General features: G+C 73.3%; 24 protein-coding genes and 1 tRNA gene. 4 read left to right on the forward strand and 21 right to left on the reverse strand.

All coding sequences use genetic code 11. The annotated features are described in order from the left end of the window. Nucleotides 1-168: 168 nt before the first annotated feature. The 7 genes from pheA to ABZ836_RS21950 all read right to left on the reverse strand — a co-directional run bounded on the left by pheA (nucleotide 169) and on the right by ABZ836_RS21950 (nucleotide 8,027). Nucleotides 169-1,107, reverse strand: a complete 939-nt coding sequence (gene pheA, locus ABZ836_RS21920) for a prephenate dehydratase (protein WP_356132511.1) — start codon at nucleotides 1,105-1,107, stop codon at nucleotides 169-171. A gap of 278 nt (nucleotides 1,108-1,385) precedes the next feature. Next, the gene (gene efeB / locus ABZ836_RS21925; protein WP_361144571.1) at nucleotides 1,386-2,705 is read right to left on the reverse strand and encodes an iron uptake transporter deferrochelatase/peroxidase subunit; all 1,320 of its coding nucleotides are present in this window, start codon (nucleotides 2,703-2,705) and stop codon (nucleotides 1,386-1,388) included. A 7-nt stretch (nucleotides 2,706-2,712) separates the two neighbouring features. Beyond that, entirely contained in the window at nucleotides 2,713-4,968 is a 2,256-nt protein-coding gene (locus ABZ836_RS21930; protein WP_361144574.1) for a copper resistance protein CopC, read from the reverse strand. Nucleotides 4,969-4,980: 12 nt separating this feature from the next. After that, entirely contained in the window at nucleotides 4,981-5,457 is a 477-nt protein-coding gene (locus tag ABZ836_RS21935; protein WP_356132505.1) for a copper chaperone PCu(A)C, read from the reverse strand. Then, the gene (locus tag ABZ836_RS21940; protein ID WP_356132503.1) at nucleotides 5,454-6,104 is read right to left on the reverse strand and encodes an SCO family protein; all 651 of its coding nucleotides are present in this window, start codon (nucleotides 6,102-6,104) and stop codon (nucleotides 5,454-5,456) included. The genes ABZ836_RS21935 and ABZ836_RS21940 overlap by 4 nt, the downstream gene beginning before the upstream one ends. Before the next feature lie 94 nt (nucleotides 6,105-6,198). Further along, nucleotides 6,199-6,942 (reverse strand): YcnI family protein, encoded by a 744-nt coding sequence (locus ABZ836_RS21945; RefSeq protein WP_356132501.1) that lies wholly within the window; start codon nucleotides 6,940-6,942, stop codon nucleotides 6,199-6,201. A gap of 221 nt (nucleotides 6,943-7,163) precedes the next feature. After that, nucleotides 7,164-8,027, reverse strand: a complete 864-nt coding sequence (locus ABZ836_RS21950; protein WP_356132499.1) for a hypothetical protein — start codon at nucleotides 8,025-8,027, stop codon at nucleotides 7,164-7,166. Nucleotides 8,028-8,207: 180 nt separating this feature from the next. Between ABZ836_RS21950 and ABZ836_RS21955 the strand changes: the two genes are divergently transcribed. Continuing rightward, complete coding sequence (locus tag ABZ836_RS21955) at nucleotides 8,208-8,660, forward strand: ATP-binding protein (protein WP_356132497.1); 453 nt, start codon at nucleotides 8,208-8,210, stop codon at nucleotides 8,658-8,660. 195 nt (nucleotides 8,661-8,855) lie between these two features. Here ABZ836_RS21955 and ABZ836_RS21960 read toward each other — a convergent pair whose 3' ends face one another. After that, nucleotides 8,856-10,313 (reverse strand): aminopeptidase P family protein, encoded by a 1,458-nt coding sequence (locus tag ABZ836_RS21960; RefSeq protein ID WP_361144580.1) that lies wholly within the window; start codon nucleotides 10,311-10,313, stop codon nucleotides 8,856-8,858. A gap of 285 nt (nucleotides 10,314-10,598) precedes the next feature. After that, a complete protein-coding gene (locus tag ABZ836_RS21965; RefSeq protein WP_361144583.1) occupies nucleotides 10,599-12,065 on the reverse strand; it encodes a PP2C family protein-serine/threonine phosphatase in 1,467 nt (488 codons plus the stop codon). A gap of 698 nt (nucleotides 12,066-12,763) precedes the next feature. Between ABZ836_RS21965 and ABZ836_RS21970 the strand changes: the two genes are divergently transcribed. After that, nucleotides 12,764-13,507 (forward strand): bifunctional DNA primase/polymerase, encoded by a 744-nt coding sequence (locus ABZ836_RS21970; protein WP_356132491.1) that lies wholly within the window; start codon nucleotides 12,764-12,766, stop codon nucleotides 13,505-13,507. Between the two features lie 289 nt (nucleotides 13,508-13,796). Here ABZ836_RS21970 and ABZ836_RS21975 read toward each other — a convergent pair whose 3' ends face one another. From ABZ836_RS21975 to ABZ836_RS21985, 3 genes are all read right to left on the reverse strand, one after another. Beyond that, on the reverse strand, nucleotides 13,797-14,780 hold the full coding sequence (locus ABZ836_RS21975) for a DUF5926 family protein (RefSeq protein ID WP_361144586.1): 984 nt from the start codon (nucleotides 14,778-14,780) through the stop codon (nucleotides 13,797-13,799). A 174-nt stretch (nucleotides 14,781-14,954) separates the two neighbouring features. Then, nucleotides 14,955-15,602: an ATP-binding protein gene (locus ABZ836_RS21980; RefSeq protein WP_361144589.1), complete on the reverse strand. Its 648-nt coding sequence runs from the start codon at nucleotides 15,600-15,602 to the stop codon at nucleotides 14,955-14,957. Between the two features lie 95 nt (nucleotides 15,603-15,697). Next, complete coding sequence (locus ABZ836_RS21985; protein WP_361144592.1) at nucleotides 15,698-16,525, reverse strand: glycerophosphodiester phosphodiesterase; 828 nt, start codon at nucleotides 16,523-16,525, stop codon at nucleotides 15,698-15,700. 222 nt (nucleotides 16,526-16,747) lie between these two features. On the opposite strand from ABZ836_RS21985, the gene ABZ836_RS21990 reads away from it, so the two are divergent. Together ABZ836_RS21990 and ABZ836_RS21995 are read left to right on the forward strand one after the other, a co-directional pair. Continuing rightward, nucleotides 16,748-18,274: a trypsin-like peptidase domain-containing protein gene (locus ABZ836_RS21990; protein WP_361144595.1), complete on the forward strand. Its 1,527-nt coding sequence runs from the start codon at nucleotides 16,748-16,750 to the stop codon at nucleotides 18,272-18,274. Between the two features lie 61 nt (nucleotides 18,275-18,335). Next, nucleotides 18,336-18,422: transfer RNA gene (locus ABZ836_RS21995), tRNA-Ser, on the forward strand. Nucleotides 18,423-18,558: 136 nt separating this feature from the next. Here ABZ836_RS21995 and ABZ836_RS22000 read toward each other — a convergent pair. The 9 genes from ABZ836_RS22000 to ABZ836_RS22040 form a co-directional block, all read right to left on the reverse strand. Then, nucleotides 18,559-18,900 (reverse strand): hypothetical protein, encoded by a 342-nt coding sequence (locus tag ABZ836_RS22000; protein ID WP_361144598.1) that lies wholly within the window; start codon nucleotides 18,898-18,900, stop codon nucleotides 18,559-18,561. A 292-nt stretch (nucleotides 18,901-19,192) separates the two neighbouring features. Continuing rightward, complete coding sequence (locus ABZ836_RS22005; RefSeq protein ID WP_361144601.1) at nucleotides 19,193-20,635, reverse strand: site-specific integrase; 1,443 nt, start codon at nucleotides 20,633-20,635, stop codon at nucleotides 19,193-19,195. Nucleotides 20,636-20,696: 61 nt separating this feature from the next. Continuing rightward, nucleotides 20,697-20,885: a helix-turn-helix domain-containing protein gene (locus ABZ836_RS22010; RefSeq protein WP_361144603.1), complete on the reverse strand. Its 189-nt coding sequence runs from the start codon at nucleotides 20,883-20,885 to the stop codon at nucleotides 20,697-20,699. A 397-nt stretch (nucleotides 20,886-21,282) separates the two neighbouring features. Beyond that, nucleotides 21,283-22,758, reverse strand: a complete 1,476-nt coding sequence (locus tag ABZ836_RS22015) for an ATP-binding protein (protein ID WP_361144606.1) — start codon at nucleotides 22,756-22,758, stop codon at nucleotides 21,283-21,285. A gap of 2 nt (nucleotides 22,759-22,760) precedes the next feature. Next, nucleotides 22,761-23,618 carry a bifunctional DNA primase/polymerase gene (locus ABZ836_RS22020; RefSeq protein WP_361144609.1) on the reverse strand — a complete coding sequence of 286 codons (858 nt, stop codon included), beginning with the start codon at nucleotides 23,616-23,618 and terminating at the stop codon, nucleotides 22,761-22,763. An 86-nt stretch (nucleotides 23,619-23,704) separates the two neighbouring features. After that, on the reverse strand, nucleotides 23,705-24,214 hold the full coding sequence (locus tag ABZ836_RS22025) for a hypothetical protein (protein WP_361144611.1): 510 nt from the start codon (nucleotides 24,212-24,214) through the stop codon (nucleotides 23,705-23,707). A 19-nt stretch (nucleotides 24,215-24,233) separates the two neighbouring features. Further along, nucleotides 24,234-24,686 carry a hypothetical protein gene (locus tag ABZ836_RS22030; RefSeq protein WP_361144614.1) on the reverse strand — a complete coding sequence of 151 codons (453 nt, stop codon included), beginning with the start codon at nucleotides 24,684-24,686 and terminating at the stop codon, nucleotides 24,234-24,236. A gap of 9 nt (nucleotides 24,687-24,695) precedes the next feature. Beyond that, nucleotides 24,696-24,884 (reverse strand): hypothetical protein, encoded by a 189-nt coding sequence (locus ABZ836_RS22035; RefSeq protein WP_361144617.1) that lies wholly within the window; start codon nucleotides 24,882-24,884, stop codon nucleotides 24,696-24,698. Between the two features lie 142 nt (nucleotides 24,885-25,026). Then, a complete protein-coding gene (locus ABZ836_RS22040; RefSeq protein WP_361144620.1) occupies nucleotides 25,027-25,164 on the reverse strand; it encodes a hypothetical protein in 138 nt (45 codons plus the stop codon). Nucleotides 25,165-25,193: the final 29 nt, after the last annotated feature.

The following is a 25,193-nucleotide window of genomic DNA, read 5'->3' on the forward strand; positions in this document are numbered from 1 at the left end:
TGAGAGTTTCCAGGGAAAAGAGTGAATGAGGGAGGGTTGCCCGTAACTCCGGAGGAAGATCCGGGAAGGGCGATTTGTCGACGGCAACCCGCATTGACGATGGCTTGTCCCCAGTGCGGGCCGTCCGAGGGCGACCCGCCTGTGGACAAGGGCTGTGGATAACTCTCGCTAGTCGGGGAAACGGCCGTCCTGACAGCGGGCCACCCACTCCGCCGCCCTGACGAACTCCGCGTCCGAGGTGCCGGGCAGCGGCTGCCGCTGCGCGCCGAGGGCGATGTCCGCCCGCGGATAGGAGCCCAGATAGCGCACCTTCAGGCAGGACCGCTTGAGCCCCATCAGCGTTTCCGCCACACGGCGGTCGGAAATATGACCCTCCGCGTCGATGGCGAAGCAGTAGTTGCCGATTCCCTCACCGGTGGGTCGGGACTGGAGCAGCATGAGGTTGACGCCGCGGACCGCGAACTCCCCCAGCAGGTCCCGCAGACCGCCCGGGTGGTCGTCACGCTGCCAGATGACCACGGATGTCTTGTCCGCCCCGGTGGGCGCGGCGGGCCTGGCGGGGCGGCCGACCAGCACGAAGCGGGTCTGCGCGTTCTCCGCGTCGTGGATGCCCGTCACCAGCGGCACCAGGCCGTACCGGGCGGCGGCGAACTCCCCGGCGAAGGCCGCGTCGTACCGCCCCTCCTGCACCAGCCGCGCGCCGTCGGCGTTGGAGGCGGCGGACTCCCAGAGGGCGTCCGGGAGGTGCGCCTTCATCCAGTTCCTGACCTGCGGCTGCGCCACCGGATGGGCGGTCACCGTCTTGACGTCCTCCAGCCGGGTGCCCGGCCTGACCAGGAGCGCGAAGGTGATGGAGAGCAGCACCTCGCGGTAGATCATCAGGGGCTCGCCCGCGACCAGCTCGTCCAGGGTGGTGGTGACCCCGCCCTCGACGGAGTTCTCGATCGGGACGAACGCCGCCTCCACCTCCCCGGCGCGTACGGCGTCCAGCGCCGCCGGCACGGAGACCATCGGGAGGAGCTCCCGGGTGGCCGTCTCGGGCAGGGTGCGCAGGGCGACTTCGGTGAACGTGCCTTCGGGGCCGAGGTAGGCGTAACTCGCTGGCATGCCGCCCACAGTAGTCCCCGCGCGGCCTCCGCCCGGCCGGGTCCGGATCGCGGACCGCCACCGGCCGCCAGCCACGGGGCCACCGTCCGCTGGCCACCGGGCCACCGGGCCACCGGGCCACGGGGCTACCGGGTCACGGGGTCATCGGGCCACCGGTCACCGGCCGCGGGGTCACCGGGCCACCGGTCACCGACCACGCGGCCACCGGCCCACCGGCGTGGGGCACGAGGACCGGGACCCGTGCGGTCCGGCCGCGCCCCGCGCCGTCGACCGCGCCGTCACCCCTCCAGGAGGGCCTGGCCCACGTACTCGCCCCGTGCCGCGCCGCCCGGCACGGCGAACAGGCCGCTCGCCTCGTGACGGATGAACGCCGACAGGGCGTCCCCGCGGTCCAGCTTCCGCTGCACCGGAACGAAGCCGCGCAGCGGATCGGCCTGCCAGCTCACGAAGAGCAGCCCGGCGTCCGGAGCGCCGTCGTCGGTGAACCCGTCGTGGTACGAGAACGAGCGGCGCAGCATGGCGGCGCCGCCGTTCTGGTCGGGGCGGGTGATCCGGGCGTGGGCGTTCATCGGCACCACCGGCTTCCCCGAGGCGTTCAGCTTCTCCAGGTCCATCTCGGTGGTCTCGGAGCCGCCGCTGAGCGGGGCCCCGTCGGACTTCCGGCGGCCGATCACCGCCTCCTGGTCGCCGAGCGTCAGGCCCTCCCAGTCGTCCAGCAGCATGCGGATGCGCCGCACCACGGCGTAGGAGCCGTGGGCCATCCACGCGGGTTCGCCGTCGGCGGGAACGAAGACCCGCTGGTCGAAGTCGGGGTCGGAGGGCTTCGGGTTGTTGGTGCCGTCCACCTGTCCCATCAGGTTGCGGGCGGTCACGGGGCGGGCGGCGGCGCCCGGTGAACGGTTGAAGCCGCTCATGTGCCAGCGCAGGCGGGCCGCCGCACCGGCCTCCTTCTGCAGGGCGCGCAGGGCGTGGAACGCCACCGGGCCGTCGTCGGCGCCGATCTGCACCCAGAGATCGCCGTCGCTGCGGTCCTTCTCCAGCCGGTCGGAGGAGAACTCGGGCAGCGGGTCCAGCGCGATCGGGCGCTGCTTCTCCAGGCCCGTCCGGGAGAAGAATCCGTGACCGAAGCCGAAGGTGACGGTCAGGCCGGAGGGGCCCGCGTCACGGGACACCGCGGTGTCCTCGTGCGGGGCGGGCTCCCCGGCCATCAGCCGCTCGGCCGCCGTCGACCAGCGGCGCAGCAGGGCCACGGCTTCCCGGCGTCCTGCGCCCGGCGCGAGGTCGAAGGCGGCCAGATGGCCGTGCGCCTGGGCGGGCTGGAGGATTCCCGGCTGATGTTTCACGTGAAACTTCGCCCGGTTCGTCCCCAGGGCGGTCAGCGGGGTGACGGGGGTGCTCTCCGGCGCCGTCGCGCGGCCGGCGGTGTAGCCGGCCGCCACGCCGCCGGCGCCCAGCACCAGGCCGGTGGCTCCGGCGGTGCCGAGCAGGCGGCGGCGCGAGACGGTCCCCGAGGGCGTCGCGGCGGCATCGGCTTCGGGGCCGGTGTCGCCGGGACGGACCCGCTGACCGGGCAGGAGGTCGGGAGTGCGGTCGTGCATCTGAACGTCAGCCGATCTTCACGTTCTTGTGGACGGTCACCTGGTCGATGTCCGAGGTCCGTACGGTGACGGAGACCTTCCAGTCGCCGGCCATCGGGATCTGGACACCGGTGGTGGACCAGTGCCCCTCGGACAGGTGCTTGGGGGTCACCGGCAGGGGGCCGATGTCCTTGGCCTCCAGGGTGAGCGCCACCTTGAGCTCGGGGAGGTCGTACGGGGCGCCGTAGGAGTGCTCGGCGTAGACGTGGAGGGTGTTCTCGCCGACCCGGCCGGGGACGAACTCCAGGCGCACCACGCCCTTGCCGTCCTCGCCGCCGGTGTCGAAGGGGAGCTTCACGTTGACCGGCATGCCGACGGGCGCGGGCACTGCGGCGGACGCCGCCTTGGCCTGCTGCTCGGTGCGGGCGGGCTCGGTGCCGGTCAGTGCGGTGGTGACGGCCAGGACCAGGACGGCGACGGCGGCCTCGGTGAGCACGGAGCGGCGCAGTCCGGAGCGCGGGGCGTCGGCGTCGCGTTCCTTGCGGCGACGGGCGGCCTCCACCGCGGCCCGCTGCCGTGCCAGCTGGGCCGCGCGGCGGGGGTCGCCGGCATCGGCGGAGGTGTCGGCGTCGCCGGTCTTCTGGGCGGGGACCTCGCCGGACAGGTGGGCCACCGCGGCGGCCGCACCGGCGGACCCCACGGCGGCGCCCGCACCGGCGGCGCCGACGGAGCCCATGGTGCTCGCCGCCCCCAGTTCGGCGGCGGTCTCCACGGAGGGCGTGGTGTCGGCGGCGCCGTCCGTGGCGGCGCCGGAACCGTCGGCCGCGGCTCCCGCCCCTGCGGAGGCGCCGGAGCCCGCGGTAGCGGGACCCGTGGCCCCTGCCGCGGGCGAAGCACCGGCACCGGCCGACGCCGCACCGGCACCGTCGGCGGTCCCACCATCGCCGGAGCCGGAGCCGGAGCCGGAGCCGGAGCCGGAGCCGGAGCCGGAGCCGGCCCCGGACGCCGCGTCGTCGCTCCCCGGCTCGTCCAGCCGCTGGGTCCACCGGCGGGAGATCCACGCGATGCCCACCAGCAGCGCGACCAGCCCCGCCTTGACGATCAGCAGGCGGCCGTACGAGGTACCGGTGAGCGCGTCCCAGGAACCGACCTGCCGCCAGGACTGGTACAGGCCGGTCACGGCGAGCGCCACCACGGAGAGGAACGCCACCCGGGAGAACCGCCGCACCGCACCGCGGTCGACCGCGATCCCCGCGGCGGGGCCCCGGTACAGCGCCGTCAGCAGGGCGGCGAGTCCGCCCAGCCACAGCGCGACGGCCAGCAGGTGCACGACGTCCACCGGCATGGCGATGCCCGGTTGGAGGCCCGCCGAGGCGTGCTCCGACAGCGCCCAGGTCGCCGCCAGCCCCGTGGCGACCACCACGCCGCCGAGCGCGAGTCCGAAGGACAGGTCCCGCTTCTCCGCACCGTCCTCGCGCCGCTGGTACGTGCCGAACAGCACCGCCACGAACAGCGCGGCCACCGCGAGCAGCAGCAGACGGCAGACCAGCGCGGCCCCGGTGCGGCTCTGCAGCACCTCCGCGAGCCGGCCCATGTCGAGGACGTCGCCCAGCTTCCCGGAGCCGATGTACGCGCCCCGCAGGAGGAGCAGCGCCAGCGTCCCCGTGGTCAGGGCCAGCCAGCCGCCGACCACCAGCCGCTGCAGCGCGCGGATCTCCGCGCCGCGCCGCCAGCAGAGCAGCACGAACGCGGCGCCGCCCACCAGAACCGTGAACCCGGCGTAGGAGACGTACCGCGCGATGTCGTAGAGCGTGCCGACGGCCCCGCCGCCGGCGGACTCCTGGGGGAGGGCCACGGAGGTCTCGGAGGGCGCGCCCACCGAGAAGGTGAAGGCCCCGGCCACGGGGTGGCTGTCCTCGGACACCACCTGGTAGGCCACCGTGAAGGTGCCGAACGGCAGCCCCTTGTGCAGCTCGGCCCGCAGCGCGGTCCCGTCGACGCCGGGCATCTCGCCGGTGTCGACGCGGTTGCCCTTGGGGTCGAGGACCCGGACGGAGTCGGCGGAGACGGCGACCTTCTCGGAGAAGGTCAGCGTGACCCGCTCGGGGGCGATGTTGACCACCGACCCCTGCTGCGGGTCGCTGCCGGTGAGCGCGGCGTGCGCGGACGCCGGCCCGGCCCCGGCGAACAGCAGCCCGGCCACGGTCAGCAACAGCAGTGCCAGGACACGTGCGGTGCGCGTGCGCGCGGTGCTCGCCGCGTGGGGCGCGATGGTCGGCGTCACGGTGGTCCCTCCCTAGTGCCGGTGGTGCGACGGTGTGTAGGTGGCCGATTCGACCGGCATGTCGACGGTGACCGGATCGGCGCCCTTGAAGCGGAGCTCGACGGTGACCGTCTCGCCCTTCGTGGGCCGACGGGTGAGGTTCTCGAACATGAGGTGCGTGCCGCCCGACTTCAGCGTCAGCCGCCCTTCGGCGGGCACGGCCACCGCGGTGGCGGGACGCATCGCCCCGTCCACCGTCTCGTGGACCGTGACCTTGCCGGCCAGGTCGCTGGAGGCGCCGGTGAGCTCGGCGGGGGCTCCACCGTCGTTGACGACGGTGAGGAAGCCGGCCGCCAGCGAGCCGGAGACCGGCTGCGGCATGTAGGCGCCCTCCACCGACAGCTCGGGCTCCTCCGGTCCGCCGCAGGCGGCGAGCGGCACGGCGAGCGCGGCCAGGGCGGCGAGGGCCGCCGGCGTGCGGAGGCGGCTCCTGCAGGCCGGGCGGTTCACGGGTTCTCGCCCTTGATCAGCTTGGGCAGGTCGGCGGTGTAGTCGTCGACCGTGGTCTCCTCGCCGTAGAGCACGTACCCCTCGTCCGTCTTCGGCGAGAAGGCGACGACCTGGGTGCCGTGGGTGGAGACGACGGTGCCGTCCTTCTCCTTCACGGGCTCCTCGATGGTGATCCCGAGCGTGCGGGCCCCGGCCTGGATGGTGGCGAAGTCGCCGGTCAGGCCGACGATGTCGGTGTCGATGCCCTTGAGCCAGGAGCCGAGCTCCTCGGCGGTGTCCCGCTCGGGGTCGGTGGTGACGAAGACGACCCGCAGCTCGTCCTGCTGCTCCTGGGGGAGCTGCTTCTTGGCCACGGCGATGTTGTTCATCGTCAGCGGGCAGACGTCGGGGCAGTTGGTGTAGCCGAAGTAGATCAGCGTCGGCCTGCCCTGCGTCTGCTCGCGCAGGTCGAACTCCTTGCCGTCGGTGCCGGTGAGCACCAGGTCGGGCTTCTCGAACGGCGTGTCCAGGACGGTGGCCGCCTTGTCGTCGGGCGTCACCTCGGTCACCGCGGAGGCCGGCTTCTCGGCGGGCTCGCCGGAGGTGCAGGCGGAGAGCGTGAGGGTGGCGGCGAGCAGGGCGGCCGCGGTCCAGATCTTGTTGCGCATCAGTTTTCGTGTCCCGGGTGGACCCGGACGCCGCCGGGGCGCGTGAGGACGCGCCCCGGCGACGGCCGTAGGGCTGGATGAGATGAGGGGTCGGTCAGGCGGTACGGCGGCGGGCGAGGACACCGAAGGCCACACCGGCGGCGCCGACGACGATGCCGATCACCCCGAGCACGCGGGCGGCGGTGTCCGTCGTTCCGGAGGCGGTCGTCGCGTGGCTGTCGTCGTGGCCCTCGTCGTCGTCCTTGCCGGCCTCGGCCTTGGCCTCGGTCTCGGCACCGTGGCCGTGGCCGTCCTCGGCGGGGGCGGACAGCGCCAGGACCGGGGCGGGAGCCTCCGGCTCCTCCTCGCCCTCCTGGAGCTCGATCCAGCGTACGACCTCGCCGTTGGAGTACGTCTGGAGCGCCTTGAAGACGAGCTCGTCGGCGTCCTCGGGCAGCGGGCCGACCGAGACCGGGAACTTCTGGAAGAAGCCCGGCTGGATGCCGCCCTTCTTCTCGTCCTCGGCGGTCCAGACGACCTTGGTGACCGCCTCGTCGACCTGGCGGCCGTGGAGCTCGAGCGGCTTGTCCAGCTTGCCGCGCGTCACCTCGACGTCCCAGCCCTGGACGGGCTGCGGCATCACGGAGGCCAGCGGGTGGTCGGCCGGGAAGTTGATCTCCAGCTTGGTGGTCGAGGCGTTGTCGCGCTCGTTGGGGACCTTGAAGGCCACGGTGGCGTAGCCGCCCTTGGCGGCGGCGCCCTCCGGCTGCACGCTGACGTGCGCGAAGGAGGGGGTCGAGAGGAGGAGGACGGAGGCGCCGGCCGCGGCGACGGCGGCGGCGATGCGGGATGCCTTCATGGGGACACTCCATTTCCGGTGATCACGATTTCCGGTGATCACGGCGATCACGGTGAACACGGTGAACGGTGGACTCGGTGGACGGCGCGCAGGGCGCGCCGGGCCGCGTGACGGCGGCGTCCGGGTCCGGTTCCGTGGTCGCGTGCGCGGGCCGCTGCCGAGCGCGCGTCGGGGCGCGGATCGGGCGGGCCGGTGCGGAACGGGAACGGAGGGGCGTCGCGTCAGGCGGCGAGAGCGAGGGTGCGGTCCGGGGCGGGCGGACCGCGCCTGATCACCGTGTGCTGGAGCGGGGCGGTCGGCGGCGCCGGGACGTCGCCGAAGGCGGCGCCGGGCGGCACCGGCAGGCGGCCGGGGGCACCGGGCAGCCCCGCGGACAGTGCCCGCACCAGGGCCAGCGCGCCGCGCAGCGGGCGCAGCACGGCGGGTTCCGCGGCCAGGTCCTGTCCGGCGAGCCGCACCAGCCGCAGCAGCGCCAGGTCGCCCCGGCGCAGCAGCCAGCCCGCCGCGATGCCCGCGAGGGCGTGGCCGAGCAGCATGGACAGCGACGGCAGCACGGAGGCCAGGCCGCCGGTGACGACGTGCTGGTGGACGTGACCGGCGCCGCCGGTGTCGCTCAGCCGCGCGAACTCCTGGAGGTCGCTCTGCAGGCCGGCGTCGATCAGGATCTGCCGGGCCTGCTCGGCGCTCAGCAGGGGGGCTCCGCAGACGATCTCGGAGGCCCGCTCCACCACGGCGGCGTCGGATCCTCCCGGCCCGGCCGCGCCGGGGGTCCCGCCCGCGGCGGCCATGGCCTGCGGGCCCAGGGCGAAGAGGGTGTGCAGGGCGAGCTGGCAGACGATCAGCAGCCCGGCGATGCCCGGCAGCGACCGGCTCCGGCCCTCCCCGGCGAACGGCAGGGCCGCCGCCAGCACGAGCAGGAAGCCCGCGACCCACGTCCACCACGGCGGAACCGCCGGGTGCGACGCCGAGGACGCCAGGACGTGTCCTCCCCCGGCCAGCACGACGCAGACCGCGGCGAAGGCCGCGGCCCTCGGGTACCGGAGGTCGTCCCCGGTGTGCGCCGCGCGCTGGTGGAGGGCAGTCATGGCGGGCCCATCATCCCACTCGCCGCTTCCGCATCACAGACCAGGTCCGTATTGCGCCGAGTGACGCCATATGGGCCGCCGCCGTATGGGCGTTCTCACGGCGAACAGGCGCTTACGCACCCGGAGGCAGGGCAATACGTAACGGTATGTCGAGCCGAGCCGCGGCCTGGAGGCAGGAGCATGAGCATCTTGTGGTCACTCCAATTGCGGCGTGAGGCTGCCAGCGTGCCCTTCGCCCGGCGGCTGCTGCTGGGGGCGATGGAGACCGCGGGGGTCGACCCGGACGTGTGTTACGACCTGTGCGTGGCGCTGAGCGAGGCCTGTGCGAACGCGGTGGAGCACGGCGGGAAGGGCGCCGGCCCGGGGGCCGCGTACCAGGTGACCGCCTACCTCGACGGCGAGCGCTGCCGGATCGAGGTCGCGGACTCCGGTCCGGGCTTCTCGAGCGCGCCGCTGTGCCCCTTCGCCTCGGAGCCGGGCGTGGAGGCGGAGAGCGGCCGGGGCCTGATGCTGATCCAGAAGCTCGCCGACCACGTGCGCGTGGACAACCTTCCGGGCGCGGGCGGTGCGGTCGTCAGCTTCGACAAGCTCCTCAAGCTGCGCGACAACGCCCCGCTGACCGCGGCCGTCTGACCCTGCCCGCCGCACGACCGCCGGCCCCACGGCCCCACGGCCGCCCGCCGCATGGCCGCTCACCGCCCGGCCGCCCGCCGCGCAGCCGGCCCCCGCACGGCCGGCCCCTTCCGCACGGCGAAGGCCCCGGACCGTCGCGGTCCGGGGCCTTCGCACGCGGCTGCGGAGCGGCGTGCCCCGCAGCCGAGGACGACGTCAGCCGTTCAGCTCGGCCATCCACGCCTCGACGTCCTCGGAACGGCGCGGCAGGGCGGCGGACAGGTTCCGGTTGCCGTCCTCGGTGACGAGGATGTCGTCCTCGATCCGCACGCCGATGCCCCGGTACTCCTCCGGCACCGTGAGGTCGTCGGCCTGGAAGTAGAGGCCCGGCTCGACGGTGAGGCACATGCCCGGCTCCAGCGTGCCCGCGACGTAGGTCTCGGTGCGGGCGGCCGCGCAGTCGTGGACGTCCATGCCGAGCATGTGGCCGGTGCCGTGGAGGGTCCAGCGGCGCTGGAGGCCGAGTTCCAGGACGCGCTCCACCGGGCCCTCGACCAGGCCCCACTCGACCAGCTTCTCCGCCAGCACCCGCTGCGCGGCGTCGTGGAAGTCGCGGTACTTCGCGCCCGGCCTCACCGCGGCGATGCCGGCCTCCTGGGCCTCGTACACCGCGTCGTAGATCTTGCGCTGGATGTCGCTGAAGCGGCCGTCCACCGGCAGGGTCCGGGTGACGTCGGCCGTGTAGTAGGTGTGCGTCTCCACACCGGCGTCGAGCAGCAGCAGGTCTCCGGAGCGGACCGGGCCGTCGTTGCGGACCCAGTGCAGGGTGCAGGCGTGCGGGCCGGAGGCGGCGATGGTGCCGTAGCCGACGTCGTTGCCCTCGACTCGGGCGCGCAGGAAGAAGGTGCCCTCGACGTAGCGCTCGGAGGTGGCCTTGGCCTGGTCGAGGACCTTCACCACGTCCTCGAAGCCGCGGACCGTGGAGTCGACGGCCTTCTGCAGCTCGCCGACCTCGAAGTCGTCCTTGACCAGGCGCATCTCGGAGAGGAAGACCCGCAGCTCCTCGTCGCGCTCGGCGGTGACCTTGTCGGTCAGGGCGGCCTCGACGCCCGCGTCGTAGCCGCGGACCTGGCGGACCGGGCCGGTGGCCTCGCGCAGCTCGCCGGCCAGTTCCCGCACGTCGGAGCAGGGGATGCCGTACAGCAGCTCGGCCTCGGAGAGGGAGTGGCGGCGGCCGACCCACAGCTCGCCCTGGCCGGAGAGCCAGAACTCACCGTTCTCGCGGTCCGAGCGCGGCAGCAGGTAGAGGGTGGCGCGGTGGCCGTCCGTGGTCGGCTCCATGACCAGGACGCCGTCCTCGGTCTGGTTGCCGGTGAGGTAGGCGTACTCCACGGAGGCGCGGAAGGCGTACTCGGTGTCGTTGGAGCGCGTCTTGAGGTTGCCGGCGGGGACGACCAGGCGCTCGCCCGGGAAGCGGGCCGAGAGCGCGGCCCGGCGGCGGGCGGTCTCCCCGGCCTGGGCGATCGGCTCCAGGTCGCGCAGCTCCGTGTCGGCCCAGCCGGTCCGCATGTTCTCGGCGAGCTCGTCGGACACACCCGGATACAGGCCGTTCTTGCGCTGCTTGATCGGCTCTTCGGCTTCGGTGTCCGGGGTCTCCGGCAGCTCTTCCGCCACGACGTCCTCCTCAGGTACAGATGTATTCACCATCGTACGTATCGAGGAAAACGCCGCCCAGGGGCGGAAGGGGTACCACCCGGCGCGAGGGCGGGCAGCGGCCCACGAGCGGGCCAGGCCGGGCGGACCCGCGGCCGGCGGAAGCGGCTTCGGCGGCAGCGCCTTCGGGGCGGAAGCGCCGCCGGGCAAGCGCCCCCGGCGGCAGCGCCCCCGGGCAAGCGCCTCCGGCGGCAGCGCCTCCGGCAGACCCGTGCCCGGCGGCACCCGCCCCGTGGGCCGCGCCGCTCAGTCGAAGCGGGCGGCCAGCAGCACCACGTCGTCGGGGCTGTCCCCCTGGTCCGCCCGATCCGCGCCGTCCGGCAGCACGGTCTCCAGCACGTGCCCGACGAGCGCCTCGGGATCGTCGCGCAGCCGGCGGGGGACGGCCGCGGCGGCGCGGTGGAGCCGGGCGAAGGCGCGGTCGGTGGGGACGCCGGTGCGGCGCAGCAGCCCGTCCGTCCAGAGCAGCAGCGTCTCGCCGGGGTCGAGGCGGACCTCCGCGCCGGGCGCCTCCCAGCAGCCGAGCATGCCCAGCGGCGCGGAGAGCCCGGTCTCGACGAAGTCGGCGCGCCGGTCACCGATGACCAGCGGCGGGTTGTGCCCGGCCCCGGCCAGGGTGACCCGCCGCGCGGCGGGCCGGCAGTGGGCGAACAGGGCGACGGCGGGCAGACCGGGCTCGGTGAGGCGCAGCATCAGCTCCAGGTCGGAGAGGACGGCGACCGGGTCCTCGCCCTCCATCACGGCGTAGGCGCGCAGCGCGGCCCGCAGCCGGCCGGTCGCCGCCACGGCCTGCGGCCCGGAGCCGGTGACCTGCCCGACCGCCAGCCCCAGCGCCCCCTCGGGCAGCGGCAGCGCGTCGTACCAGTCGCCGCCGCCGAGCGGGCCGGTGCGGTGGGCGACGGCGAGGCGCACGCCCGGCGTCCGGGGCAGGCGCGACGGGCGCAGGCCGTCGGTGAGGGAGGCCAGCCGGGCACGGGCCCGCTCCACCTCGACCAGCCGGGCCAGATGGTCGGAGGCGAGCCGGAGGTAGTGGGTCACCAGGGCCCGCGCGGCCCGGTCGGGGGCGGCGGGAGCGTCGTACAGCCAGACCACGGTCCCCAGCCGGTCGCCGTCGTGCGGGTCCAGGGCGTGGGCGTAGGCGGCGGCGTACCCCAGCCGGGCCGCCACCTCGCGGTGGCGCGGGGTGAGTCCGGGCTCGGCGGGGAGGTCGGGGCGGACGGCCTCGGTGACGGCGGGGTCGTCGGCCAGCGCGGCCTGCGGGCGGTCGGCGGGCGGCACGGTGTCCAGCTCACCGAGTTCGTCGTGGCTCAGCCCCAGCGCGATCGGCCGGTGCGGGCCGGTGCAGCCCGTGGGGTCCGGCACGGCCAGGCCGCGCCGGGCGCCCAGCAGTCCCGCACCGGTGCGCAGGATCTCGCGCAGCGCCTCGGCGACCGTGCCGGTGCGCAGCAGCCGTCCGGTGGACGCGTGCAGCGAGGTGAGGTCGGCGAGCCGGCCGGCCAGTTCGCCCTCCAGGACGTGCGCGGGCGCGGCGTACGGCGGTGCCCCGGCCGCGGGGTCGAGGGGGTCGAGGGGCCCGGTGGGGGCGGAGGAGGGGCGTGGGGCCGGGGCGGTGCCCGGAGCGCCGGCCACGGCCGGAACCGGGGAGGACGTAGGGGAGGTCGTGGACTCGGGTGAATCGATTCCGGCCACTTTCGGCAGATGAGGGGCGCTCATGGCGTTCGGCTTCCGGGCCGGTGCGTAGCGTGCAGAAGCATCGCAAACCCCCATGTGGTTCCGCGCAGCCGACGATCCCCCCACAACTAACGGACTCATCACGAGATGTCCAGTATTGTCCCGCCCGGTGCGCCGGTGTCCTTGGTGCGGGAGTGACGGCAGTGGTGAGCAGGGCGGCCCCGGAAGTCTGTCCGGAAAACGCCGTGGCCGTCCGGGGGTGCGCTCGTATAGGGATGCGCCCCGCGGCGCGTCACCTCGGATTGGCGGGGTACCTACTGGTGGGAGAGCCGTAGGCGCGGAGCGGGCCGCGCGGAACCCGGTGACCGCCGCTGTCCGTCCGATGATCGACGGCTGGAACCGGTGTCCGGAAGTGGCGTAGCCGTGGTGCCCGCCGCCGCGGAGCAACACCCGTACGTGCGCGACCGACGTACCGACGTACGTTCCGATGGACCGACGTACCGAGGTACCGACGTACCGATGTGATGAGGAACGGCGAAACCGAACTTCGCCACCCCGCGCCATGCCCATGCTGTTCATGGGCGCTCCATCGGCCGCGGAACAGCAGGCGCCCAGGTGGTGCTCCCTGCCCTCGGGGCGGGTGCGGGCGCCGCCGCAGTACGTACGCAGTGCAGTGATCGACACATGGTGTGATGTGGTCCTCGGTGTTGCCAGCGTGCAACGGAAAGGAACGAGCGCCCATGCGCGAGATCCTCGGAAAGCGACGCAGGCTTCTGTCGCTCCTGACCGGTCTGCTCCACCGGAGCGGGTCGGCCCGCTCGGGCCGGCGACCGGACGACAGGGGCGGGATCGTGGCCGGCCGGCCGGCCGGAGGCGGTGGGACGGCCGACGCGGCCCTCGGCTTCGCCCGGTGGGGCTGGCCGGTTCTTCCCGGTGCGGCGCCCGGCCCCGGGGGCCGGGGCGGCTGCGCCTGTCCTGATCCCGAATGCCGGTTCCCCGGCGCGCACCCCTTCGACCCCGAACTGCTGGCCGCCACCGCCGACGCGCGGATGGTCCGCTGGTGGTGGGGCAACCGGCCGAGCGCGCCGGTGCTGCTGGCCACCGGGGAGGGCGCGGCGCCGTGCGCGGTGAGCCTTCCGGCGGTGGCGGCCGCGCGGGCGGTGGCGGAGCTGGAGCGCGAGGGCGTGCGGCTCGGCCCGGTCGTCGCCTCGCCGACCCGGTGGGCGCTGCTGGTGCGGCCGTACTCGCTGGAGCGGCTGGGTGAGCTCCTCCACGCCCAGGACATGGTGCCGGGCTCGCTGCGCTTCCACGGACAGGGCGGCTACCTGGCGCTGCCGCCCTCGGTCACCGGTCAGGGCCGGGTGCGCTGGGTGCGGGAGCCGGAGTCCGGAGACACCGCGCCGTGGCTGCCCGAGGTGGAGCGGGTGGTCGTCGCCGCGGTCACCGCGCTCACCCGCCCGGGCGTCGCCGCGCCCGACGCCTGACGGTGCGTGCGCGGAGCTGTCGGCCCCCTCGCGCAGGCCCGACGGTGTGTGCGCGGTGGTCGGCCGGCCCCCGCGCGCACACCTGACGGTGTGTCCGGGGCGGCCGGAGCCGCGCGACGGGTCCTGGGCCCGTACACGCGAAGACCCGGTTGCTGGCGACGGGGGATGCACCAGCAACCGGGCTACTTGCACGTTAACAAGAGATCCGTCGTTGGCAAACTCGGTCGTGAGCCTTTCGGCCGCGGCCGAAAGTCCACTGCGGAGCTGTGCCACGCCGGCCCGGGAGGGCTCAGCTCAGCGTGACCTGACGATTCGTCAGTCCGCCGCGGGCCCGGCGCTCGTCCGCGGTCAGCGGGGACGTGTCGGCGAGGGCCTCGGCGAGTCGCTCGGCGAACTCGGCGGCCGGCTTCTCGACGTCCGCCGCGGTGACCCCGGTCGGCAGGTCCCACACCGGGACGACGAGGCCGTGGGCGCGGAACGACCCGACCAGGCGGGTGCCCTCGCCGAGGTCCGTGCGGCGTGCCGCGTGCAGCCGGGCGAGGGCGTCCAGCAGGCGCTCCTCCTCGTGCGGCATGACCCAGCGCAGGTGGTTCTTCTCCGGCGTCTCGCACCAGTACGCGGCGTCCACGCCCTCCAGCTTGACGGTGGGGACGGCCGCCTCGTTGGCCCGCTCCAGGGAGGCCTTGACCTCGGCGGTGGCGGTGGACGCGTCCGGGACCCAGAACTCGAAGCCGGAGTGGACGACCGGCTCGAACGGGGCGTCCAGGTCCAGCAGGTCCTGCAGGCGCGGGGCGTCGGCGGGGGCGCGGCGGCCGGTGACCGGGTTGCCCGGCGCGGTCTCCAGGGCCTGGCTCAGCACGTCGGCCAGGTCGCGGCTGAGGTCGCCGGAGGAGGTGTCGTTCTGCAGGCCGACCAGCACGGAGCCGTCGTCGCGGCGCAGCGCGGGCCAGGCCATCGGCAGCACGGTGGCCAGCGTCACCGAGGGAACGCCCTCCGGCAGGCCGCCCTTGAGGGTCAGTTCGGCGGTGGCGGCGGGCACCAGCTCGCGCAGCGCCACCCAGTCGCACTCACCGGGCAGCCCCTCGAACGGACGCTGCACCAGTTCGGTCACCGCGTGCGCGGCGGCCCGGCCGTGGCAGGCCTTGTAGCGACGGCCGCTGCCGCACGGGCAGGGCTCGCGGGCGCCGACGACCGGGACGTTCCCGTCGTCGACCTGGGATCCGGCCGCGCGCTGCGGGCGCGCGCCCTTCGTCTGGGGACGCTTCTTCGCCATGGGGTGTCTCCCGGGTACGGCTGGTCTGCTCGAGCTTCGGCCGCGAGCCTAGCCGTTCCCCGCTCCCGCGCCGTTCCCGACGGCACGTCAGCCCGGGGGCCGGGCCGCGCCGACGGCGGCCCGGACCGCCCGTCCGGAGGTCGACGCGCGTAGCGACCGGAGCGGCACGACCGCTCAGGACAGATCGCCGAACGGGTCGGGAAAGGCGAGTTCGAGGTCGGCGAGTCCGGCGGCCGCCGGCAGCCGTGGCGCGACCACCCGTGCGGCGAAGTCCTCGCGGTGCCGCCCCGCGTCCGGGTCGTGCACGTCCCGGTGGACGACCACCCAGACCGTGACCTCGCCGGTCATCCCGTCGCGGACGCCCCAGTCGTCGGCGAGCGAGGTGATGATGTTCAGCCCGCGTCCGCCGTGCGCCGTGACCGAGGGGGTGGCCGCGCGGGGGCGGGTCGGGCCGCCGCCGTCCGTGACCTCCACCGTCAGCCTGCCGGTCGGCTCGATCCGCCAGTCGACCCGTACCTGCCCGTCGGCGCCGCCGTCCAGCGGGCGCCCGTGCTTGCAGGCGTTGCTGAGCAGTTCCGACAGGATCAGCACCGTGTCGTCGATCACCGGCTCGGGGACGCCGCCGCTGCGCAGCTGGTCCCGCACCCGGTGTCTTGCCCTGCCCACGCCGGCCGGCCCGTACGGAACGGCCATGCTCGACGACGTGGGCACCTCCTGTGCCACCATCAACGCCACCCCCGAGACCTCCTTCGCCCCACGCCAGGGTGTGGATGCCCCCTTGATCTGCGGCGGAAACCGCCCGGTACGGCCAGGACGACGCATTCACCCCCATCGGCGACACGCCGGGTGCGCCGGGGCACACCCGCGAAGCGGCCCTCGACGCCCCGCACGGGCATGCTTCCCGGCCCCGGCGCAGGTCAGCGGCCGAGCTGCCGCAGCACCGCGCTCGGCCGGTTGGTGATCACCGCGTCCACCCCGAGTTCCGCGCAGAGCGCGACGTCCGCGGGGTCGTCCACGGTCCACACGTGCACCCGGTGTCCGGCCCTCCGCAGCCGCTCCACGTACGAGGGGTGGGAGCGGACGATCCGGATCGACGGTCCGGCGATCCCCACCCCGGCGGGCAGCCGCCCGTCGCGGAGCCGGGGGGAGACGAACTGCATCAGGTAGACGGTCGGCAGCGTCGGCGAGGCGGCCTGGATGCGGTGCAGCGACCGGGCGGAGAAGCTCATCACGCGCACCGGGGACTCCTCCGGCGAGGCCGGCGCCTCCAGCCCGAACCGCTTGAGCAGCAGCATCAGCCGCTCCTCGACCTGGCCCGCCCAGCGGGTGGGGTGCTTGGTCTCGACGGCCAGCTCCACCCGCCGCCCGGCGTCGCTCACCAGCTCCAGCAGCCGCTCCAGGGTGAGCACCGAGGTCGCCTCGCGGTCCTCCGGCCGGTGCTCCCACTCGGGGGCCTCGTGACGGCCGTGCCACTGCTCGGGGTGCTTCCACGACCCGAAGTCCAGCGCGGCCAGATCGGCGAGCTCCAGGGCGGAGACGGCGCCGCGGCCGTTGCTGGTGCGGTTGACGCGGCGGTCGTGCACGCAGACCAGGTGACCGTCGGCGGTGAGACGCACATCGCACTCGAGCGCGTCCGCTCCGTCCTCGATGGCCTTACGGTAGGCGGCCAGGGTGTGCTCCGGCGCGTCCTCGGAGGCGCCGCGGTGGGCGACGACCTGGATGCGCTGCTGCGATGCGTTCGTCACCGCGTCATGGTGCCACCCCCGAGCGGCGGGCGGGGAGCCGGTCGGAGCACCTCGACCGCCGCCCTTTGCGGCCTCTGTGACCAATGTCGCGAATGTCCGTAGTAAACAATGTCCGGGCCGGATGCAGCACGGCTTATCGTGCTCTGACGCCCTGTGGGAAAAGCTGATGGACGGATGCCGAGCATCCCGTCCGCACACCAGCATGGATCGAGGAGAAGAGCTGTGAGCAGCGAGAACGAGGGCACTGCGGTTCCGCCGGTTCCGTCCGCCCCGCCGGCGTCGGGGGAGACTCCCGCTGCTCCTCCGGCAGCGGCGCCGCCCGTCCCGTCGACCCCGCCCGCGGCCGCCGCCCCGACGGAGCAGCTGCCGCCGGTCCCCGCCGACGCCCCGGCCCCGGCCGCGGCCCCGGTCGCGCCTCCCGCCCCGGCCCCGGTCGCGCCTCCCGCCCCGGCCGCCGCGATGGACACGGCGCAGCCCGCGCAGCCGTACGCCGCGCAGCCGGCGCAGGCGTACGACACCCACGCCGCCCAGCCGTACGACGCGCCCGCGCCGCAGGGCGCCGGCGCCTGGCCCCCGCCGACCGCGCCCGCGCAGGGCGGTGGCGGCTGGGGCGGTGCCGCCCCGCTGCAGCAGCCGGCCGTGCCGCCCCGCAAGAAGGGCCGCGGCGGCCTGATCGCCGCGGTGGTCGCGGCCGCGCTGGTGGCCGGCGGCATCGGCGGCGCCATCGGCTTCGGCCTGGCCGACTCCGGCTCCGGCGCCTCCACCGTGGTCTCTGCGGGCAGCGCCGGCGTGCAGCGCGCCCCCGACTCGGTGGCCGGCGTGGCCTCCGCGGCCCTGCCCAGCACCGTCACCATCGACGCCCAGAACTCCGGCGGCGAGGGCGGCACCGGCACCGGCTTCGTCTTCGACACCGAGGGCCACATCGTCACCAACAACCACGTGGTGGCCGAGGCCGTGGAGAGCGGCAAGGTCACCGCCACGTTCCCCGACGGCAAGAAGTACGACGCCGAAGTGGTCGGCCACGCCCAGGGCTACGACGTCGCGGTGATCAAGCTGAAGAACGCGCCCGCCAACCTCAAGCCGCTGCCGCTGGGTGACTCCGACAAGGTGGCCGTCGGCGACCCGACCATCGCCATCGGCGCCCCGTTCGGCCTGTCCAACACGGTCACCACCGGCATCATCAGCGCCAAGAACCGCCCGGTCGCCTCCAGCGACGGCGGCGCGGGCAGCAAGGCCTCCTACATGAGCGCCCTGCAGACCGACGCCTCCATCAACCCCGGCAACTCCGGCGGCCCGCTGCTCAACGCGGACGGCGCGGTCATCGGCATCAACTCCGCCATCCAGTCGGCCAGTGACGGCTTCGGCAGCGGCCAGGCCGGCTCCATCGGCCTCGGCTTCGCGATCCCGATCAACCAGGCCAAGTTCGTCGCCCAGGAACTCATCAAGACCGGCAAGCCGGTGTACGCCAAGATCGGCGCCTCGGTCACCATGACGGAGGGCGAGGGCGGCGCCCGCATCATCGGCGACGGCGCCACCGCGGTGGAGTCGGGCGGCCCCGCCGACAAGGCGGGCCTGGAGCCGGGCGACCTGATCACCCGCTTCGACGACAAGGCCATCGACAGCGGCCCGGCCCTCATCGGCGAGATCTGGACCCACAAGCCCGGTGACAAGGTCGAGCTGACCTTCGAGCGCGACGGCAAGGAGCGCACGGTGGAACTCACCCTCGGCTCCCGCGTCGGCGACAACTGAGCTGACACGCCGCCTCGGGGACCCGTTACTCTTGTCCCCGCGCCGGGCTCGCCCGACGCGGGGAGGCGTGCCCGAGCGGCCGAAGGGAACGGTCTTGAAAACCGTCGTGGCAGCGATGTCACCGTGGGTTCAAATCCCACCGCCTCCGCCGAGGTCAACATAGACGCAGGTCAGAGAGGGTGCCCCCGGTTCCGGGGGCACCCTCTCTGCGTGCGGCCCGTCTCACCCTGATCCGCCCGTATCCCGGTGTTGACCAGTGCGTATGGGCCATCTGTGGGCCAGGATCAGCGGGTGTTGCCGCTTTCTGCTGGCCCTTTCTGAACATCCGCAGCAACAGCGGCGACCAGTCGGGCGACGGTCTGCGTAAGGGTCTCGAACTGCTCTTCCAGCTCATCCCAGGGGAGGCTCAGCGGGTGCTGGTACCGCAACCGCGGGAAGACCTGGCGGCACCACTCCGTGAGCGCCTGGTAGGGCTCCCAGACTGTGGGGTGCGTAACAGTGGCCAGCGAGCCACCGCGGCGGAACACTCGTTCAGAGGCGTCAAGGTAGTTGGCAACAGCCTCAAGACAATCAGCGCTCGCGGTGCCTTCCTCGCGATACCTGAGTAGGTCACCGTACTCGATCACAAGGCTCTCCGCGTCTTGCAACAGCTCTGCGTAGGCCGCTCGACGCTCCTGTAGTAGCCAGTGATTGAACTGATCCTGAGCTTGCTGTCTTGCCTGCTCTTGCAGGCCTTGGGCTGCTCTTTCGGCTCCCTCCCGGGCTCCTCGAATAGCTGCGTATCCGCCAACAGCAGCGCCGCTCAGGGCACCCAGCAACCCAACTCCTGCGGCCAGCAATGCCGCCCATCCCTGATCCAATGTGCTCCCTTCCCCTACTTGACGAAGGTAGGGGAAGGGCAGCGCAGTAGGGGTGTTCTCATGGGGCAAAGATGCGGTTCTGCTGCTCTGGGTCGTCACGCTCTTCAAGGCCCTGCTGAATGAGCCGGTTGGACCGGGCCTGGTCGCCTTTGAGGATCTTCGCGTAGAAGCGGTACAGCACGGCGATGCTGTGCCCTGCTCGGGTCGCGACCTCGGCAGGATCCACGCCGGACCGGATCCACAGGGAGACGCCGGCGTGCCGCAGCGAGTACGGGACAGCGGCGAGCGGCGATGCCGCCTCCTCCCTGGAGAGCACGGAGGCGCGAGCGGCGTCCCACAGCGCGCAGTATTCCGTGGAACGCACCCTCCCGCCCTCGGCGGCCCGGAACAGCCTCCCGTCCGATGCCGTCCCGTACCGCTCGATGTGGTCCCGCAGCATCCGCACGAGCACCGGCGGAATGGGCACGGGGCGGGTGGCCCGCCGCGCCCTCCGCTTGAGTCCACGTGTCTCGAACGCCGCCCCGTCGTCCGTCCACCCGCCTCCGACCTCCGGGCGGCTCTCCTCCAGCAGGAGTTCCCCCCACGCCTCCGGGTCCTTGTCGAGGTCGGGAAGTGTGCACTGCCGTCTCTTCAGCGCGGCGATCTCGCCGGGCCGCATGGCCGCGTAGTACAGGCAGCCGAAGAACGCCTCCAGGTGTTCCCCACGGGCTCCGCTCTCCCGTACCGCGGTTAGGAACTTCAGCACCAGGGCGGGGCCGGGAACATAGCGGAAGTCGATTTCGTCGTCCCGCTGCGGTGGCGTCCAGTCCACCCGTGCCATCGGGTTGGCCGACAGCAAGCCCTTCTCTTCCACCGTGTAGCGCAGGAAGTTGCTCAGGACCATGCGCTTGCGCCGCTCGGTGTTCTCGGCGGCCTTCGTGCCGTCCAGGCGGCGCCCGAGGGCTTCGAGGGCCGGACGGAGAAGCGCAGGATCGTTCTCCAGCGCGTTGACCTTCATCGAGTGCTTGGCGATCCAGTCCAGGGCTCGCCGGATGTCGGCCGGCGGCTCCTCCAGGGCGTGGCGTGGAACGAACGTGCCATCCGGTCCCGGAACAGCGCGGAACGCCCACTGGTAGAGCGCCGCCCGCATCACCGGCACGGTGGGCGCCCCCTGCCGGGTGCTGGTCAAAGTAGGGACGACCACGGCCAGGGCTGCCGCGATGCTGGCGCGCTGCTTGGCAGCTGCGCGCGGCCACTTCATCAGGGCGTACGCCATGGCGTGCTCGAACCAGGTGGGCGATGAAAGCGCGGCGAGCTCCCGCGCGGGCAGCCCAGTCGCCTCGTCGAACTGCTGCCCTTCGCGGAGGGCGGCCATCAGTTCCGACCGGCGGCCGTCAGCCTGCGGTTTCAGCTTGAAGCTCTTCGAGTGCGGACGTGATCCGACCCGCCACCGAAGTTCGTAGGGCTTGGGCCGTCCGGCGCGCTTGCGGATGGACCAGATGTCAACGTCGTACGTGAGCATGGGACTCCACTACGAAGGGCCCGCCGGTCCGGCGGGCCCTTCGGTCTCGTTGTGGGATGGGTCAGGCAGCGGTCTCTTCCATGGATGCGAGCCAGGCGTCCAGGTCGGTGCGGCGGCAGCGCAGCTGGCCGTTGGGGAGCTTGATGAGTCGGGGGCCGTTGCCGCGGGCGCGCATGCGGTAGAAGGCGGCGCGGCTCATGCCGAGTTCGGTGAGGACTTCGGGGAGCTTGAGCATCTGCGAGCGGGTCACTGCACTCCTCCGGAGGGGGTGGTTCGGTTCGCACTGAGGTGGGGTGGTGCTTGTGTCCGAGGCGGGGATTTCTGCGTCACTGCGTTCGTGGCGTCATGCGGGGGCGCTGACCTGCGGTCGTCCCGTGTCGCAAGGGGCTGGCCTGTGTCATGTGCCGTGTCATGGGCTGCGTCACCTGACGACGCAGGTGACGCGGGATGACGCAGGGAACGGCGGCTGCGTCACGGCTCAGCCGCAGGTCGGAGGCCGTCTTTCCGCTTGCGCGACGCAGATGACGCAGGGGCTCTCCTCTTCGGACAAAGAGAGGGAGCTTTCTGATGTGGTGGCGGGGCCGAAAAGCAAGAAGAGCACCGGGCGGCCTTGGTGCTCTTCTTGCTTGTCCGGCGGCGCGGCCGGGTCAGAACATCTGCTTCTCTTCGGCCGGCTGCTGGGTGTGGGGCCGGGTCATTTCGAGGTAGCGGCGTTCGCTGGTGCGGCCCCAGTCGATGAGGAGGCCGCGGGCGGCGAGCGTGGGCTGGAGACGCTTGAGGCGGTCGGAGAGAACCTTGCCCGTGGTGGGCCAGCCCCTGGGGAGAGGCCGCAGTTCGTCGCCGCTGTAGAGGCGGCTGAGGTAGCTCAGCCACTCGGTGGACGTCATCTGCTGCACGGTGCCCGGTTCCATGCTGTTGGCGTGCTTCAGGACGGTCTGCGCGAGCAGGTCGCCTTCGATGACGTCGTCGTTCAGGTCGTCCAGGCTGCGCCGGTAGGCGGCGAGTGCCCCGAGTCCGGTGGCGGCGTCGAATTGCGCGCACAGATGCGCGAAGTCCGCCATCCGCAGATCGGTCGGCGTCTCCGCCTCCGCCGCCCGGACCTTGACCGTGAGATCGAGCAGGGAGCCGAGGATGACCGGCAGGGCCTCTTCGTACTCGGTCCACAGTTCCGCCTCGGTGCGCCGGACCTTCGGACGTTCCAGCCGCAGAGGCAGGAGGCGTTCGGCGAGGTCCGGGCGGATGACGCCCACGTCGATGCCGGTGAGCAGCATCGGCCGGCGGTAGCGAGCCCGGACCACGTCCCCGTCGGTGTAGAGGGCGCGCTTGACGTTCTCGGCACCGGTCACGATGCAGCACATCGCGTCGGAGAGGTCCGGCGTCATGTGGGAGAGGTTGTCCAGAGCGGTGACCCATCCGGCGGCCACGGCCGCGATCAGGTTCTCCTCGTCTTTCGGGGCGCGGCGAAGGTCGCCGCTCATGCCTTCCACGATCCGCACGAGCATGCGGCCGCCGGTGGACTTGCCCGCGCCCTGGGGGCCGGTGAGGAACGGGGCCGGGACCGGGACGGAGGGGCCCAGGCAACCAATCAGCCAGGCGACAGCCAGGCACTCGGTTTCCGCGTTGGCGAAGTTGCACAGCTGCAGCAGACGGTCGATGCCCTTGCCGTCGGTGTCCTTGGCGGGCAGCGGCAGCTCTCCGGTGAGCTGGGTGCGCCGCCAGCACACCTCTCGCGGGTCGGGAACGGTGATGTCCCAGCCGGTGGGGTGGATGCGCACGGACTGGCCGTCGTTGCGGCCCAGGTCCAGCCACGTCGCCCCGTCGAAGCCGGGGGCGACGCGGATGTGCACGTCCTGCACGTCCTCGCTGAGCGCGAGCGCTTCGATCAGGTCCAGCGCTTCCTTGAGCGCGGTGCTGTTGAACACGCCCAGGCCGTTGTGGAAGAGGCCGACCATGAGTTCCTGACGGTGACTGCCGGTCGTGCCCTGGGAGCGGATCGGGCGGGCCACGGGGTGGCCGTTCTTCTGCGCGTAGACGGTGCCGTCGGCGGTGCGGAAGTACCGGAAGTGCTCTTGGGCGTAGGCGGTGATGACCTCGCGTGCCGGGGTCTTCTCTTCGTCGGACATGGTCACAGTCCCAACCGGGTGAGGGCGTTGGTCCAGGCGTCGGTGCAGTGCCGCAGGGACTCGCCCTTGGCCTGCGCGGCGGTGAACAGCCGCGCCGCGTGGGCGTCGGTGAGGCAGCCGCACCGGCCGTGCGTGGACAGCACGGCGAGGAACGTCCGGTACACGGTCGCGTGCACCCCGCTGCGGGCCTCTGCGATCCGCTGCTCTGCCATGGCGACGCCGCGCTCGAGGAACGCGGGCCGACGGTGCAGGCACGGGCCGCCGCCGGCGGGCGCGGCCACGGCGGACCGCGCCGGGCGGATCGGGGCGGGCTCCTTCACGGCCAGGGCACGGACGGCGTCCGGCAGCTCGGTCATCGTGCCTGTGCCGGGCCCGAGGTAGCGGACGTAGGACATCAGCGACTTGATGTCCACACCGGAGCGGACCGCGTTGGAGGACGCCATGGTGCCCCGGTAGATCCAGTGCTCGCCCCGAGTCGTTTTCACGGTTCGCGTGGCGGGCAGGGCCTCGCGGGCCCAGGTGATGGCGTCCGCGTTGTCCAGGTCTACGACGGTGAGCCCGGCGCCGCCGGGGTGGTAGGCGACGGCCACGGCCTGCCGCCAGGCCGTCGCCCAAGCGGGCGAGGTGAGGGTGTCGGGGTTGGTGGTGGCGGCGGCCCAGCCGTGGCAGAGAGCCGGGCACTGGCAGGGGCCCGCGGTTTTCATGTGGGGCCTGCCGCCACAGGCGTTGCGGGTGCAGGCGGGGCAGTTGCCGAACGGCACCTTCCCCCGCCGCAGAGGCAGCACCGGCACGCCGGCCGCCGCCAGCCGCAGAGCGGTGGACAGCGCCTCCGGCAGCACGGGACGGATGGGTTGGGTCATGCTGTAGGTCTCCAGTTCCTTGATGGGTGCTGGCAGACCGGGGCGGGCCGCACGACTTTGGCGAGATGGGCGGCCTGCCCCGGGCGTCACCTGGCTCCAGCGAGCGGGGCGGTGGGGCTGGGGTAGGTGCCGTGGGCGCGGTAGTGGCGGTCGGCGGTGGCGTAGGCGTCCTTGCAGGCTCGGCAGGCCGGCTCGCGCTGGTAGCGGTGGGAGCGGTAGCCGCGCAGGGTGCCGCAGACCGCCCGGCGGGCGGCCGGGGAGGTGCGGTGCTTGACCGGCGGGGCGTGGTGGGGGAACCAGTCGCGCATGGTGGCGGCGCTGACGCCCAGGTGCCGGGCCACGACGGTGTAGGGCAGGTGGGCGAGCATGAGGTGGGCGGCGTAGCGGCGCTCGTCCATGGTGAGGATGAGGCCGCGGTCCTTGCCGGTGATGACGCGCTCCACCGCGATGACGTCGACGGCCGTGAGCCCCTCGCGGGTGGCCATCCAGACGGTGGGCGCGGTCTGCGGGTGGTGGATGCGGGGTCCGTTCTCGGAGCCCGGGATGGGGCGGAGGGTTCCGCCGATGACGGCCGGGCGACGGTGCCGAGCGGGCATGGCCGGTCATTCCTTTCGGTCAGGTGTGGAAGTGGTTGCGCTTGATGACGGCCCTGCGGATGTTCACCGTGGTGGGCCTGCGGTCCCCGCCTCGGAGGACCTGGGCGGCGATCCAGCCGCCGAAGACGACGGCGGCGAGGACGATGAGCTGCTGGACGAGCGCGGCCAGGGCGGCGATGAAGGAGGCGGCGATGGCGAGGCCGCCGCAGACGGCGAGGAAGCCGACACCACCGAGGGCGATGTTCACGGCCGTCCGGGAGACCACCGGCTTGGCGGCGACGGGCTCGGTGTGGGCGTGCTCGATGGCGTAGCCGGTGACGATCCGCCCGTCGGGGAGGACCACGCTGGCCACCTCCGGCAGCGCACCGGGCTGCACCGGCACGAGCGGGGCCGCCGCGGTGGTCGGTATCGGCGTGAGCGGCACCGGGCGGTGAACGGAGATGGGGTGGGGCTCGATGGGGCTGGGGTTCACGGGTGCTCCTCAGAGCTGGTGTAAGGCGTCGATGACGGCGGTGGCGAGCTGGGTGATGGGTTCGGCAGCGCCGGTGGAGGCGAGGAAAAAGCCGAAGCCGGCGGCGACGAACGCGGATCCCGCCCCCAGGGAGCGGGAGCGCAGGAGGAAGAACAGGACCAGGCCGAACAGAGCGACCAGGGAGATGGAGACGGCCATGCGAAATCCCCTTCCGGGTATGGAGGTTGGCGCCTTACGATCTGCAAGCCCCGGATGCTGGCAAGCTCGGGGCGTTGACCGGCGACCACGCCTGCCGAGCCTTGCTACGGTCCGTTTTCGGACGGGTGGTCGCCGGCGCTGTTCAGCGGGTGCCGTCGCGGTAGGTGGCGGAGAGGCGGTTGTAGATCCAGCGGCCGACGCGGATGCGTTTGCCGGTGGTCTTGCAGCGGCGGCACGGCTTGCCCGCCTTGGGCTTGCCGTTGCGTCCGATGGCGGCCAACTGGCCTATGCCGTGGCAGGTTCGGCAGT

This window comes from Streptomyces sp. NPDC047130 (assembly GCF_040643475.1).
Taxonomy (GTDB): domain Bacteria; phylum Actinomycetota; class Actinomycetes; order Streptomycetales; family Streptomycetaceae; genus Streptomyces.

What these genes read in the sequence shown, in the direction of transcription:
- pheA (WP_356132511.1), bottom strand. Translation starts at nt 1,107, where the DNA reads ATGCCAGCGAGTTACGCCTACCTCGGCCCCGAAGGCACGTTCACCGAA.
- efeB (WP_361144571.1), bottom strand. Translation starts at nt 2,705, where the DNA reads ATGCACGACCGCACTCCCGACCTCCTGCCCGGTCAGCGGGTCCGTCCC.
- ABZ836_RS21940 (WP_356132503.1), bottom strand. Translation starts at nt 6,104, where the DNA reads ATGCGCAACAAGATCTGGACCGCGGCCGCCCTGCTCGCCGCCACCCTC.
- ABZ836_RS21945 (WP_356132501.1), bottom strand. Translation starts at nt 6,942, where the DNA reads ATGAAGGCATCCCGCATCGCCGCCGCCGTCGCCGCGGCCGGCGCCTCC.
- ABZ836_RS21950 (WP_356132499.1), bottom strand. Translation starts at nt 8,027, where the DNA reads ATGACTGCCCTCCACCAGCGCGCGGCGCACACCGGGGACGACCTCCGG.
- ABZ836_RS21955 (WP_356132497.1), top strand. Translation starts at nt 8,208, where the DNA reads ATGAGCATCTTGTGGTCACTCCAATTGCGGCGTGAGGCTGCCAGCGTG.
- ABZ836_RS21965 (WP_361144583.1), bottom strand. Translation starts at nt 12,065, where the DNA reads ATGAGCGCCCCTCATCTGCCGAAAGTGGCCGGAATCGATTCACCCGAG.
- ABZ836_RS21970 (WP_356132491.1), top strand. Translation starts at nt 12,764, where the DNA reads ATGCGCGAGATCCTCGGAAAGCGACGCAGGCTTCTGTCGCTCCTGACC.
- ABZ836_RS21975 (WP_361144586.1), bottom strand. Translation starts at nt 14,780, where the DNA reads ATGGCGAAGAAGCGTCCCCAGACGAAGGGCGCGCGCCCGCAGCGCGCG.
- ABZ836_RS21980 (WP_361144589.1), bottom strand. Translation starts at nt 15,602, where the DNA reads ATGCGTCGTCCTGGCCGTACCGGGCGGTTTCCGCCGCAGATCAAGGGG.
- ABZ836_RS22005 (WP_361144601.1), bottom strand. Translation starts at nt 20,635, where the DNA reads ATGCTCACGTACGACGTTGACATCTGGTCCATCCGCAAGCGCGCCGGA.
- ABZ836_RS22015 (WP_361144606.1), bottom strand. Translation starts at nt 22,758, where the DNA reads ATGTCCGACGAAGAGAAGACCCCGGCACGCGAGGTCATCACCGCCTAC.
- ABZ836_RS22020 (WP_361144609.1), bottom strand. Translation starts at nt 23,618, where the DNA reads ATGACCCAACCCATCCGTCCCGTGCTGCCGGAGGCGCTGTCCACCGCT.
- ABZ836_RS22025 (WP_361144611.1), bottom strand. Translation starts at nt 24,214, where the DNA reads ATGCCCGCTCGGCACCGTCGCCCGGCCGTCATCGGCGGAACCCTCCGC.
- ABZ836_RS22035 (WP_361144617.1), bottom strand. Translation starts at nt 24,884, where the DNA reads ATGGCCGTCTCCATCTCCCTGGTCGCTCTGTTCGGCCTGGTCCTGTTC.